At 68.2% G+C, this 12,164-nt stretch carries 10 protein-coding genes; 4 read left to right on the top strand and 6 right to left on the bottom strand.

Features of this window, described 5'->3' with window-relative positions; genetic code table 11:
- Positions 1–27 precede the first annotated feature (27 nt).
- Together ABZS97_RS09165 and ABZS97_RS09160 are read left to right on the top strand one after the other, a co-directional pair.
- Entirely contained in the window at positions 28–1,140 is a 1,113-nt protein-coding gene (locus ABZS97_RS09165; protein WP_356135333.1) for a pectate lyase, read from the top strand.
- A 97-nt stretch (positions 1,141–1,237) separates the two neighbouring features.
- Positions 1,238–2,032 (top strand): HAD family acid phosphatase, encoded by a 795-nt coding sequence (locus ABZS97_RS09160; protein ID WP_356135331.1) that lies wholly within the window; start codon positions 1,238–1,240, stop codon positions 2,030–2,032.
- On the opposite strand, the gene ABZS97_RS09155 is transcribed toward ABZS97_RS09160, so the two are convergent.
- The gene (locus ABZS97_RS09155; protein WP_356135329.1) at positions 2,029–4,257 is read right to left on the bottom strand and encodes a family 43 glycosylhydrolase; all 2,229 of its coding nucleotides are present in this window, start codon (positions 4,255–4,257) and stop codon (positions 2,029–2,031) included. The genes ABZS97_RS09160 and ABZS97_RS09155 overlap by 4 nt on opposite strands.
- Positions 4,258–4,493: 236 nt before the next feature.
- Between ABZS97_RS09155 and ABZS97_RS09150 the strand changes: the two genes are divergently transcribed.
- Complete coding sequence (locus tag ABZS97_RS09150) at positions 4,494–5,648, top strand: right-handed parallel beta-helix repeat-containing protein (RefSeq protein WP_356135327.1); 1,155 nt, start codon at positions 4,494–4,496, stop codon at positions 5,646–5,648.
- Positions 5,649–5,801: 153 nt separating this feature from the next.
- Here ABZS97_RS09150 and ABZS97_RS09145 read toward each other — a convergent pair whose 3' ends face one another.
- The 3 genes from ABZS97_RS09145 to ABZS97_RS09135 form a co-directional block, all read right to left on the bottom strand.
- Entirely contained in the window at positions 5,802–6,632 is an 831-nt protein-coding gene (locus ABZS97_RS09145; protein ID WP_356135325.1) for a pectate lyase, read from the bottom strand.
- Between the two features lie 119 nt (positions 6,633–6,751).
- Positions 6,752–7,636: a hypothetical protein gene (locus ABZS97_RS09140; protein ID WP_356135323.1), complete on the bottom strand. Its 885-nt coding sequence runs from the start codon at positions 7,634–7,636 to the stop codon at positions 6,752–6,754.
- Positions 7,633–8,199 (bottom strand): SigE family RNA polymerase sigma factor, encoded by a 567-nt coding sequence (locus tag ABZS97_RS09135; protein WP_356135321.1) that lies wholly within the window; start codon positions 8,197–8,199, stop codon positions 7,633–7,635. Before ABZS97_RS09135 ends, ABZS97_RS09140 begins: the two co-directional genes overlap by 4 nt.
- Positions 8,200–8,450: 251 nt before the next feature.
- On the opposite strand from ABZS97_RS09135, the gene ABZS97_RS09130 reads away from it, so the two are divergent.
- Entirely contained in the window at positions 8,451–9,902 is a 1,452-nt protein-coding gene (locus tag ABZS97_RS09130) for an NCS2 family permease (protein ID WP_356135319.1), read from the top strand.
- 74 nt (positions 9,903–9,976) lie between these two features.
- Here the strand turns inward: ABZS97_RS09130 and ABZS97_RS09125 are convergent, their stop codons facing one another.
- Positions 9,977–11,428, bottom strand: a complete 1,452-nt coding sequence (locus ABZS97_RS09125) for a penicillin-binding transpeptidase domain-containing protein (protein ID WP_356135317.1) — start codon at positions 11,426–11,428, stop codon at positions 9,977–9,979.
- A 55-nt stretch (positions 11,429–11,483) separates the two neighbouring features.
- Entirely contained in the window at positions 11,484–12,140 is a 657-nt protein-coding gene (locus tag ABZS97_RS09120) for a response regulator transcription factor (protein WP_356135315.1), read from the bottom strand.
- Positions 12,141–12,164: the final 24 nt, after the last annotated feature.

The raw sequence follows: 12,164 nt of genomic DNA, 5'->3' as shown, positions 1-12,164 counted from the left end.
ACAGAACGACGAAAGGACCGCACTCCTATGTCTCGTCGTACCGCTCTCACCCTCTGCGCAGCCCTGGCGCTCGGCGCCGGGCTCGCCGTGCTCCCCACCCAGGCCCAGGCCGCCACCGTGGTCGTCAGCAACTCGGCCGACCTGACGAACGCCATCAAGAACGCCACCGCTGGCACCGTCATCCAGGTCCGCGGAGGCACGTACTACCCGACGGCCACGCTCCAGTCGACGGCCAACGGCACCTCCGCGAGCCGGATCTCCCTTCAGCCGTACGGCTCGGAGACCGTGAAGATCGACGGCTCCTCGCTGCCCGACGGCGACTGGATCTTCAAGTTGACCGCCGACTACTGGAACGTCTCGAACATCACCTTCCAGAACTCGCCGGACAGCGCCGTCGTCTGCCAGTCCTGCACCGGCACGGTGTGGAGCAACATCAAGACCGTCAACGGCGGCGACTCCGGGTTCACGCTGACCGGCGACGGCACGGTCAACAACACCGTCAGGAACATCGACAGTTACGGCAACTACGACGCGGCCAACCACGGCGAGAACGCGGACGGCGTCGCCGTGAAGTTCGGCTCCGGCACCGGGAACCTGATCACCGGGGCCCGCCTCTACAACAACTCGGACGACGGGATCGACTTCTGGTCCTTCTCCTCGCCCGTCACCGTCGAGCACACCTGGTCCTTCGGCAACGGGAAGAACCGCTGGTCCGACTCGGCCTTCGCGGGCGACGGCAACGGCTACAAGCTCGGCGGCGACGGCGAGGTCGTCGCGCACGTCATCAACAACTCCGCCGCCTGGGACGACGCCGGCAACGGCTTCACGGAGAACTCCAACACCGGAGCGATCGTCATCAACCGCACCACCGCCTACGCCAACGGCAAGTACGGCTACTACTTCGCCACCAGCTCCGCGAAGCTCGGCAAGAACCTCGCCGTGAAGAACGGCAGCGCGGCGGTCTCCAAGGGTTCCGCCGTCAGCTCGTCCGGCAACAACTGGGACTCCGGCATCTCGACCCCCTCGTTCGTCTCCACGGACGCGACGACCTGCTACAACGCCCGCAAATCGGACGGCTCGCTGCCGGCGACCACCTTCCTGACGACGGGGAGCACGACCATCGGCGCGACGATGAACTGAGCCGGCCGGGGGACGCGAGGCCTCTTTGTCTGTGGAATATGTATCGATCAGGCAACGAGCCTCGCGTTCAGGGGGGTGACGCGCGTAGAAACCTGTCATGCATAAGCCACTGCGTTTCGCGGCGATCGCCGCCACCTGTGCCGTCGCCGGTGCCGCCCTGTACGGCACCGGCGCCGCCACCGCCGACCAGTCGACGGCGAACAGCACCAGGGAGCCCCACAACATCGGGCTTCTGGTCGGGGAGATCGACACTTACTACGGCACGACGCTCGACAGCAACGGCGTGTACCAGGCGTCCAAGGACAGCCAGTACGCCAAGGACCTCGCGCGCCTCGAGTCCGACGCCAAGAAGTACATCAAGAAGGCGGCCGGCAAGGCCCGTCACAAGGGCGAGAAGGCCGCGGTCGTCTTCGACATCGACGACACGCTGCTGCTCTCCCTCGACTACGAGAAGAAGACCAACTACACGTACAACGGCACCACGTGGGCCGACTACGTGAACAAGGCGGACCGCCCGGCCGTCTTCGGCACCCCCGAGCTCGTCGCGTACGCCGAGTCCAAGGGCGTCGAGGTCTTCTACAACTCGGGCCTGAGCGAGGCGCAGCGCTCCGCCGCGGTCGCGAACCTCAAGAAGGTCGGCGCCGACATCAACCTCGACGCCGACCACATGTTCCTGAAGGACAAGACGAACCCGCCGGCGTACCTGAGCGCCTGCGCCACCCCGGGCGCCTGGACCTGCACGACCGTGCAGTACAAGTCCGGCACCCGCAAGCACATCGAGGACCTCGGCTACGAGGTCGTCGCCAACTTCGGCGACCAGTACTCGGACCTCGAAGGGGGCTACGCCGACAGGACGTACAAGCTCCCGAACCCCACGTACTACGTGAGCTAGTCGCTTGCTGCGGTCCGCACGGGGCGGACCGACTCCAGGGTCGGCACCACCGGCTCGATCGTGCCGTCGGCCGCGAAGCGGAGACGGTCGATCGTGGTCTCCCGGTGCGTGCCGTCCCCACCCGCCCTGCCGGGGCCGTTGAGTGCGAACCGGTGGTAGACGATGTACCAGTCGTCGCTGCCGGGGACGTTCACCACCGAGTGGTGGCCGGTGCCCTTGATGCCGTACTCAGGGCGCTTGGACAGGATCGTGCCCCGCTTGGTCCAGGGACCGAGCGGGGAGGGTCCCGTGGCGTAGGCGACGTGGTAGTTCTCGCTGCGCGTGTCGTCCTCGGACCACATGAAGTAGTACGTGCCCTGCCGCTTGACCACGAAGGAGCCCTCGCGGAAGTTCGCCGGGGTGATGTCCTTCACCCTCGCCGGGTCGTAGGACACCATGTCGTCGTTGAGCGGGACGACGTAGCCGTGCCCGTTGCCCCAGTAGAGGTACGCCTGCCCGTCGTCGTCCGTGAAGACCGCCGGGTCGATCATCTGGCCGCTCAGCGAACCGCCCTTGGCGACCAGGGGCTTGCCCAGCGCGTCCTTGAACGGGCCGGCCGGCGAGTCGGCGACCGCCACCCCGATCTGCTGCTCGGCGCAGAAGTAGAAGTAGTACTTGCCGTCGCGTTCGGCGATCGCCGGGGCCCAGGCGTTCTCGTCGGCCCAGCTCACATCCGGCCCGAGGTCGAGGATCACGCCGTGGTCCTTCCAGTGGACCAGGTCTTTCGACGAGTACGCCTTGAAGCTCGTACCGCTCCATCCCGGGTGGCCGTCCGACGTCGGATAGATCCAGTAACGGCCGTCCAGGTACTGGATGTCGGGGTCGGCGGTGAGCCCTGGCAGGACCGGGCTGCGGGTGGGCACCGCCTCGACCGTCCAGGTGCGGCTGGTCCCGTCCGCGGCCGTCACGGTGTACGTCTGCGGGGTGCGGAAGTCGCGAGGGGTGCCGGAGGCGGGGGTGAGGGTCGCGCCCGCGCCGACGGCCAGCTTCGGCGCCAGGTGCCGCAGTGCGGCGTCCGGCTTCATCGGCAGCACCACCTTGGACGAGCCCTCGGTGACGACCGCGTAGCCCTTCTGTCCCGTGGCCGTCGCGTCCACGACCGAGGCCGGAGTGGACGGATACGCCGCGAGCAGCCGGTCGTACTGGGCCTGCGTCACCGGCAGCACCGTGCCGTGCCGGGGGCTCGCCGGCAGCTGGTAGTTCGTGGACATCGTCCACTTGCCGGAGTCGAGGTCGGTGGTCTCGAAGGGCACATAGCCGCGGCCGCCGTACTCGTCGATGAACAGGTACCACTTGTTCTCGGTGTTGGACCTGAAGACCGTCGGGCCCTCACCGCGGTCGATCGAGCCGCTGCCGATGCAGTCGGAGACGAAGTCGTACTTCTCGGACGTCAGCGTGGCCGACTTCTCCGCGGTGATGAACTTCGAGCACGGGGAGTCGGACGACGGGTTCCGCTCGTCCTTGGTGAAGCGGTAGTAACTGCCCTTGTTCTTGATGACCGTTGAGTCGATCACCGAGTAGCCGGGGTCGTCCCAGACCTTCGGCTCGCTGAAGGTGCGGAAGTCCTCCGTGGTCGCGTACAGCATCTTGTTGTACGTCGATCCCGTGTGGTCCGGGTCGTCGTCGGCGTAGAGCTTCGACGCCCAGAAGACGACGTACCGGCCGAGCGTGTCGTCCCAATAGGCCTCCGGCGCCCAGGTGTTGCCCGCCGTGTCGGGGGCGACCTTCACCAGCCGCTGGTCGGTCCAGTGGACCAGGTCGGTGGACTCCCAGATCATGATCGACCTGCTGCCGTGCCGCTGGACCTGGTCCCAGCTGCCGCTGGAGTTCTTGTACATCTTCAGGTCGGTGGCGATCAGATAGAACTTGTCGCCCTTGGGAGAGCGGATCACGAACGGGTCGCGCAGGCCCTTCTCGCCCAGCTCGGAGGTGAGGACGGGCTTGCCCGCGTTCAGCTCCCGCCAGTGCAGTGGGTCGTTGCCGCGGCTGAGGGCGTAGCGGATCTGCTCGCCGTCGGCGGTGCCCTCGCCGGTGAAGTAGGTGAAGAGGTATCCGGCGTACTTCTGCTGGTTCACGGGTGGTGCTCCTGAATGCGCGGTGCTGGGCGGGGCGTTGAGCAGCGTGAGGAGGAGGGTGAGGAGGGCGAGCAGGGGGAGCAGGACCGTGCGGGCGATGCGGGGGCGCATGACACATCCTGTGGGGGTCTGATGGTTTCTGTTGGTTGAGCTGCCCTCGGAGTGTCACCAGCGGGGGACAGTGCGTCAATCGATGCGGGCGGGACAGCGGCGAGCGAAATTTTCGGACGCTTTCGCGGCGCCCGGCAACCCTTCCGGGGGCGGCGGCGACAAGAGGGCAGAAGCGGGTCGGGGCGGCCCCTCCGGCCCGCTTCGCCGCCTCCCATTCCCGAGGAAAGGAACGCCCCGTGCGTCAGAGCATCGGACGCCACCGCAGGACCCGCACTCTCTCGATCGCCGCCGCCGTGGCGGTCGCCGCGGGGGCGGGCGGCGTCTACCTCGGCCTCTCGGACGACGGCGCGCAGGCGGCCGCCTCGACGGTCTCCGTCTCCACCACCGCAGAGCTCCAGACGGCCGTCAGCAATGCCGTCGCCGGTACGACCATCCAGGTGCGCGGCGGCACGTACTACCCGACGAGCACCCTCAAGTCCACGGCGAACGGCACCGGTTCGGCGCGGATCACACTCCAGGCGTACGGCAGCGAGAAGGTGAGGATCGACGGCTCCAAGCTGGCCGACGGCTCCTGGCTGGCCGGGATCTACGGCGACTACTGGACCGTCCGGAACATCACCTGGCAGAACGCGCCCGCCCAGGGCTTCGTCGTCACCTCATCGGTCGGCGGCGTCTTCAAGAACCTCGTCACGGCGGACAACGGCGACTCCGGCTTCACCCTGCGCGGCGACGGCACGACGAACAACCTCGTGCAGAACCTGGACAGTTACGGCAACTACGACGCCGCCAACCACGGCCAGAACGCCGACGGCATCGCCATCAAGTTCGGCTCGGGCACCGGCAACAGGATCACCGGCGCCCGCCTCTACAACAACGCCGACGACGGCCTCGACCTGTGGCAGTTCTCCTCGCCCGTCACCGTCGAGCACTCCTGGGCGTTCGGCAACGGCAAGAACCGCTGGAACGACTCGGCCTTCGAGGGCAACGGCAACGGCTTCAAGCTCGGCGGCGGAGGCGCCTCGGTCGCCCACGCCGTCAACAACGACGCGGCCTGGGACAACGCGGGCAACGGCTTCACGGAGAACTCCAACACCGGAGCCATCGTCCTCAACCGCAACACCGCGTACGCCAACACCGACGCCGGTTTCTACTTCGCCACCGGCAAGGCCAGGCTCGCCCGGAACCTCGCCGTGAGCAACAAGGGCGGCCCGGACAAGCTGGGTTCGTCCACGGTCTCCGCGGCCAACAACTGGGACAGCGGCGTCTCCACGCCGTCCTTCAGGTCGACGTCCGCGACGACCGCGTACGGCGCCCGCTCCGCCGGCGGCTCCCTGCCCTCGACGACGTTCCTGACGACGGGCTCCACGGCCATCGGTTCGACGATGAACTAGAGGGAGTGCGAACGCCCCCACCGGTCGTCACCGGTGGGGGCGTTCTGCTGCCGGTCCGAGGGGGGCTCGAATCGGCTGCGCCGGACCGAGGGGGGCTCGGCGGCCGGCGCGTGCCCGCCTGAGGGGGGCTCAGACGGGCAGCTCAGGGACTGCTCACTCGTAGCTGATGTCGGACGTGGTGAACCTGCAGAAGGTTCCGTCGGGGCCGGTGCCCAGCTCCTTGGGCTCCTTGCCGGAGTTGTTGCCCTGGAAGCGGACGCACGTCTTGATCTTCTTGCCGCTGTCGCCGTGGACGCGGATGTTGCGCAGCGCCGCGGTGTCCCCGTAGTTGGAGTTGATGCCGACGATCGCCTTGAGGGGCGCGGTGACGTCGACGTCGTTGATGATGACCGTGCGCTTGTACTGCGTCTTGCAGTTGCCGCAACTGCGCACCAGTTTGCCGGAGTTCTCGACCTGGAACTTGCTCACGACCAGTTTGCCCGCGCCGTTGAACTGGAGCACCTTGTCGTCGGCGTTCTTCGCGCCGCCGCCGTAGACCTTGTAGACGGCCGAGGAGGACTTGCCCTTGAAGCTTGCGGCGTCCTCGCCGACATCCAGCCACCACACGTTCTGCAGCGTGCAGGAGCCCTTGCAGTGGACACCGTCCGCGGCCGGGGTGCCGATGATGACGTTCTTGAGCGTCGCGCCGTCGGCCAGCTCGAAGATCGGTCCCTGGTCCTCGTCCTGGCTGTCGGTGCCGAGGTCGCCGCTGCCGTAGAACTTCGTGAGCTTGCCGTCGTAGGTGCCCGAGACCTCGATCGTCGAGGACACGGCCTTGCTGCCCTTGGCCGTCGGCCAGGCGGAGGCGGCACCGGCCGTGGACAGCATCGTCGTGGTGACGATCGCCGCGCCCGTGATGGCGAGGGCGGCGGACCCGCCGATCACCGCCCGCCGCCTGGTGACCCGGCGGCGGTGGCGGACGCGCTGTTCAGCTCTTGCAGTCATGAACCGACTTCCCTGCGTGGACGGCGAAGCTTGCGTCTCTTGGTCGCCACGGGTCAGGAAAGGGTTGCCGGTTGTCGGGAGATTCTTTTCGGCCAGGGATTCTCCCCGGCCGGAGATCGTTACGAATCGCCCTCGGCTGCCGAGTCGTTGTCGCTGTGCGCCGCGAAGTCGCCGCCGACGCCGAGCTGCCGCCCGCCCGCCCGGGCGGTCAACGTGTAGCGGTCGTCCTTGGCGTCGCGGCCGCCGCGCGTGTGGTCGTACTGCCCGGCGAACACGAACTCGCCGGAGGGGACCGTACGTCCGTCCCTCAGCACCCACGTGTAGACGAGGAAACCGTCCTTCTCGGCGACCGTCTGCGTGAAGTCGCCCTCGGGCAGCGAACGCCAGGCGCCCGTGGAGGTGACACCCCCGGTCTGCGCGATCCGCAGCTCGACCGTCAGCTCGGTCAGCGGCTTCGACGTCTTCAGCGTGACATTGCTCTGCGCCCAGAACTCGTTGCTGTGCGGGTCGACCGAACCGTCCGACCACAGCGGACCGTCCTCGGTGCCGGCCGGGGGCGGCACCTGCGTGGAGGGCGCGCTGCTGTGGGACTCCGGGGTGCGGGAGGGGGACGAACTCGGCTTCCCGGTCGGCTTCGACGTACCGGAGCCGTGGGTGGGGTCGGGGTGGACCGGCGCGCGACTCGTCGCGTCGGGCGAGGGGTCCGGGGTCGGCGACACCGCGACCGTCTGCTGCTGCGAGCGGTCCTCCTGCACCGCGGAGGCGACCGTGTAGCCGCCCACCGCGACCACACCCGCCACCGCGGCCGTGGCGCCCACGACCCGCGCCCAGCCCAGCACGGGCGGCCGTGCCGCCCGCCTGGCCGCACGGGCCGTGCGCGGCTCCGCACCGGCCATGCCGCGCTCGACCCGGGCCAGGATGCGCGCGCGGTCGGGCTCGTGCGCCTCGGCCGCCTCGTGCAGCCGGGCACGCAGCTCGTCGTGCACGTCCTGCGCCTTCCTCATCGGTCCCTACCTCCGGCTCCGCCCGTGCGCCCCACTGCCGCGTGAACCCGCTGGGGGGCCTCGGCATTGCCGAGGTGCCGCTGAAGTTCAGCCATGCCCTTCGACGTCTGGCTCTTCACCGTACCCACAGACACACCCAGCGCGAGAGCGGTGTCCTTCTCCGAGAGGTCGAAAGCGTGGCGTAGTACGACACATGCCCGCTTGCGGAACGGCAGCCGGCGCAGAGCCTCCTGGACATCGACCACTCCGGGGATGTCCGGGTTCTCGGTCCTGTCCTCGCGCTGCGACCAGAACAACGTGATGCGGCGGCGCTCGCGGACCGCGCTGCGGATGCGGGTGCGGGCCAGGTTGGCGACCACGCCGCGGGCGTACGCCGCAGGATGGTCGGCCGCGCGCACCCGGTCCCAGCGGTTCCAGAGCGCGAGCAGCGCATCCGCCGCCAGATCGTCCGCCGCGTCCGCCTCGCCCGTCAGCAGATGGGCGAGGCGGGAGAGTTCGGCGTAATGGCGCTCGAAGAAGTCATGGAACTCCACGGAGGCGGCGTCGTCGACGACTGTGCCCACGGGATCTCTCCTCGCTGCGACTGCGGCACTTGTGCGGGTACCTGTGTGTGTCATGTGGATGCCATGTGATCGTCCGGGGGTCGTCCGGGACGAGATCCGGAAGCGTAGCAGTGTCCGTACAGGCCTTCGAACGACGTATGGCAGGCCGAACCCGATTCCGTAACACGGAGAAAACCTGAAACTGGTTCAACGCGGGAACAATCCAGCCAGCATCCGCACACCCGGCACCGCAGGTCACAAGGAGCATCGCCATGTCCGACACCCAGAAGCAGACCGACCGGCCAAGTGCCGCGCCACCTGCGGCGAACAGCGTCGACCGGTACTTCAGGATCTCCGAACGGGGGTCCACCCTGGGCCGGGAGATACGCGGCGGCTTCGCCACGTTCTTCACGATGGCCTACATCCTTGTCCTGAATCCCATCATCCTGGGAAGCGCCAAGGACAAGTTCGGACACCACCTCGACGCGGTCCAACTCACCACCGCCACCGCCCTGGTGGCCGCCGTCATGACGATCGTGATGGGCCTCGGCGGCAATCTCCCGCTCGCGCTCGCCGCGGGCCTCGGCCTCAACGCGGTCGTCGCCTTCCAGATCGCCCCGCTGATGAGCTGGGACGACGCGATGGGCCTGATCGTCCTGGAAGGTCTGCTGATCTGCGTCCTTGTGGTGACGGGGCTGCGCGAGGCCGTCATGCACGCGATCCCGCAGCCACTGAAGCAGGCGATCAGCGTAGGCATCGGCCTGTTCATCGCGTTCATCGGCTTCGTCGACGCCGGCTTCGTCAGCCGCATCCCGGACGCCGCGAACACCACCGTGCCGGTTCAGCTCGGCGGCACGGGCACCCTGGCCGGCTGGCCGATCCTCGTCTTCTGTCTCGGGGTGCTGCTGACCATCGGGCTGCTCGCCCGCAAGGTCAAGGGCGCGATCCTGATCAGCATCGTGACCATGACGGTCGTGGCGATCATCATCAACTCCCTCGCCGACATCAAGAGTTGGGGCCTGACCACGCCGAAGGTCCCCGACGACGTGGTGGCCTCACCGGACTTCGGACTGCTCGGTCACTTCAGCCTGTTCGGCGCCTTCGGCGAGACCGGTGCGATCACCGTCGTCCTGCTGATCTTCACGCTCATCCTGTCGGACTTCTTCGACACCATGGGCACGGTCGTCGGCATCAGCGCCGAGGCGGGCTTGCTGGACGAGGAGGGCAGGGTCCCGAACCTCGGGCGCGTGCTGCTGATCGACGGCGCCGCGGCGGTCGCGGGCGGCGCGGCCTCGGCGTCCTCCTCGACCTCCTACATCGAGTCGGCGGCGGGTGTCGGCGAGGGCGCCCGCACGGGCTTCGCGAACCTGGTCACCGGTGGCATGTTCGCCCTGGCCCTGTTCCTGACCCCGCTGCTGACCATCGTCCCGCTGCAGGCCGCCGCCCCCGCCCTCGTCGCGGTCGGCTTCCTGATGATGACCCAGGTCAAGCACATCGACTGGGACAAGTACGAGATCGCCATCCCGGCGTTCCTCACCATCGCCGTGATGCCGTTCACGTACTCGATCACCAACGGCATCGGCGCCGGCTTCCTCGCCTACGTCCTGATCAAGACGGTCCTCGGCAGGGCGAAGGACGTCCACTGGCTGCTGTGGGCGGCCTCCGCGCTGTTCCTGGTGTACTTCGCGATCGACCCGGTCGAACAGATCCTCGGCACGAAGTAGCACGAAGTGGCACGAAGCAGTGCGCGGCGCGCAGGGGCCGCCCTTCAGCGGGCGGCCCCTGCGCGTACGCGGCCTCAGTCCTTGAGCGCCGCCTGCATCATGGCCTTCGCGACCGGCGCCGCCAGCCCGTTGCCGCTGACCTCCGAGCGGGCCGCGTCGGACTGCTCGACCATGACCGCGACGGCGACCTCCTTGTCGTTCGAGTCCGACTTCGCGTACGACGTGAACCAGGCGTACGGCGTCTTGCTGTTGTTCTCGCCGTGCTGGGCCGTGCCGGTCTTGCCGCCCACGGTCGCGCCGGAGATCCGCGCGTTCGTTCCCGTACCGTCCTCGACGACCGTCTGCATCGCGGACTGGAGCTGCTCGGCGGTCCTGGAGTTGACGATCCGCTTCGTCGACGTGCTGTCGTCGTAGTCCTTCACCACATTGCCGTCGGCGTCACTGGTCTGCGACACCATGTGCGGCGAGACCAGCTCGCCGCCGTTGGCTATGGCAGCTGACACCATGGCCATCTGAAGCGGGGTTGCCGTCACGTCGTACTGGCCGATGCCGGTCAGCGCCGTGAACGCCTTGTCCATGCCCGTCGGGTACACGCTCGGGTACGCCCGCACCGGCACGTCCTGCGTCTTGTCGTTGAAGCCGAACTTCTCGGCCATCGCCCTGACCTTGTCCTGGCCCAGGTCGACCGCCATCTTCCCGAAGACGTTGTTGCACGAGTACTGCAGCGCGACGCGGATCGTGGCGTTCTCGCAGGGCGCCGACTTGCTCTCGTTCGGCAGCACCCGGGTCGTGCCCGGCGGCGTGTACGGGATCGGGCTGGTCGTCTTCTCGTCCACGTCCGAGTACAGCCCGTCCTCCAGCGCGGCCGCCGCGACGACCAGCTTGAACGTCGAGCCGGGCGGCAGCGGCTGGCGCAGCGCCCGGTTCACCAGGGGCTTGTCGGAGTTCTTGCGCAGCTTCTGCCAGAGGGTGTCGTTGCTGGTGCTGATCTCGCTCGGGTCGTACGACGGAGTGGAGACGACCGCGAGGATCTTGCCCGTCTTGGGGTCGATCGCGACGGCCGCGCCCTTGTTGCCGCCGAGCGCGTTGTACGCCGCCTTCTGCACGTCCGGGTCGATCGTCGTGATCACGTCACCGGGGTCGGCGCGCTTGTTGGTGAGCGCGTCCAGCGGGTTCTTCAGCTGGGTGTCCGTCCCGTCGAGCAGGTCCTGGTAGATGCCCTCCAACTGCGTCGCCCCGTACACCTGCGAGCTGTAGCCCGTGACGGCGGCGTAGAGACTGCCGTTCGTGTACGTCCGCTTGTACTTGAGGTCGCCGCTCTTCGTGGCTGCGGAACCGGTGATCGCGTCCCCGGCCACGATGATGTTCCCGAGCGGGTTCGCGTACTGCTCGATCGCGTTGCGCCGGTTCTTCTTGTCGTCCGCGAGTGCCTTGCCGTCGTAGAACTGCACCCATGTCGCCCGGACCAGAAGGGCGAGCACGAGCAGCAGCGAGAAGACGGCGGTCCGCCTGATCGTCTTGTTCATCGCGCTTGGAAGGACGACCGAGGGGGAGTGAATCGTTCCCTTCCGCCCTGTTTTCTCATGTCCCGTTCATGAAGCCCGCCTCGTACGCCGCGATCACCGCCTGCGTACGGTCCCGGGTCCCCGTCTTCGCGAGCACCGCCGCCACATGCGTCTTCACCGTCGCGGGTCCGACCTCCAGCCGCCCGGCGATCTCGGCGTTGGTGAGCCCGGTCGCCATGTGCCGCAGCACCTCGCTCTCCCTTCCGGTGAGCTTCGCCACCCACGGCGGCGGGGCCGGCCGGGAGCGCGCGTGCTCGGCGGCGAGGGCGCGCACCGCCGCCGGGAACAGCAGGCTGTCGCTGTGCGCGACCAGCCGCACCGCCTGCACGAGCGCGTCCGCCTCGGCTCGCTTCAGCAGGAACCCGCAGGCTCCGGCGCGCAGCGCCTCGTACACGTACGAGTCGTTCTCGAAGGTCGTCACGACGATGACGCGCGGCGGGTCGGGGAGGGTGGCGAGGATCTGCTCGGTGGCCCGGATGCCGTCGATCCCGGGCATCCGGACGTCCATGAGGACGACGTCCGGCGTCAGCTCCCGGACGACGGACACGGCCTCGGTGCCCGTGGCCGCCTCGCCGACGACCTCCAGGTCCGGCTCGGCCGCGAGGATCGCGCGCAGTGCGGTGCGCACCATGCGTTCGTCGTCGGCGAGGACGATACGGACGGTCACGGGCATCCTTCTTTCACGGGCGTTCTTCTT

Source organism: Streptomyces sp. NPDC005485, assembly GCF_040606085.1.
Classification (GTDB): Bacteria; Actinomycetota; Actinomycetes; order Streptomycetales; family Streptomycetaceae; genus Streptomyces.
The sequence above is the reverse complement of the archived record's forward strand: the minus strand, read 5'-3'. Positions and strand labels throughout refer to the sequence as shown.

What these genes read in the sequence shown, in the direction of transcription:
- ABZS97_RS09165 (WP_356135333.1), top strand. Translation starts at nt 28, where the DNA reads ATGTCTCGTCGTACCGCTCTCACCCTCTGCGCAGCCCTGGCGCTCGGC.
- ABZS97_RS09160 (WP_356135331.1), top strand. Translation starts at nt 1,238, where the DNA reads ATGCATAAGCCACTGCGTTTCGCGGCGATCGCCGCCACCTGTGCCGTC.
- ABZS97_RS09155 (WP_356135329.1), bottom strand. Translation starts at nt 4,257, where the DNA reads ATGCGCCCCCGCATCGCCCGCACGGTCCTGCTCCCCCTGCTCGCCCTC.
- ABZS97_RS09145 (WP_356135325.1), bottom strand. Translation starts at nt 6,632, where the DNA reads ATGACTGCAAGAGCTGAACAGCGCGTCCGCCACCGCCGCCGGGTCACC.
- ABZS97_RS09140 (WP_356135323.1), bottom strand. Translation starts at nt 7,636, where the DNA reads ATGAGGAAGGCGCAGGACGTGCACGACGAGCTGCGTGCCCGGCTGCAC.
- ABZS97_RS09130 (WP_356135319.1), top strand. Translation starts at nt 8,451, where the DNA reads ATGTCCGACACCCAGAAGCAGACCGACCGGCCAAGTGCCGCGCCACCT.
- ABZS97_RS09125 (WP_356135317.1), bottom strand. Translation starts at nt 11,428, where the DNA reads ATGAACAAGACGATCAGGCGGACCGCCGTCTTCTCGCTGCTGCTCGTG.
- ABZS97_RS09120 (WP_356135315.1), bottom strand. Translation starts at nt 12,140, where the DNA reads ATGCCCGTGACCGTCCGTATCGTCCTCGCCGACGACGAACGCATGGTG.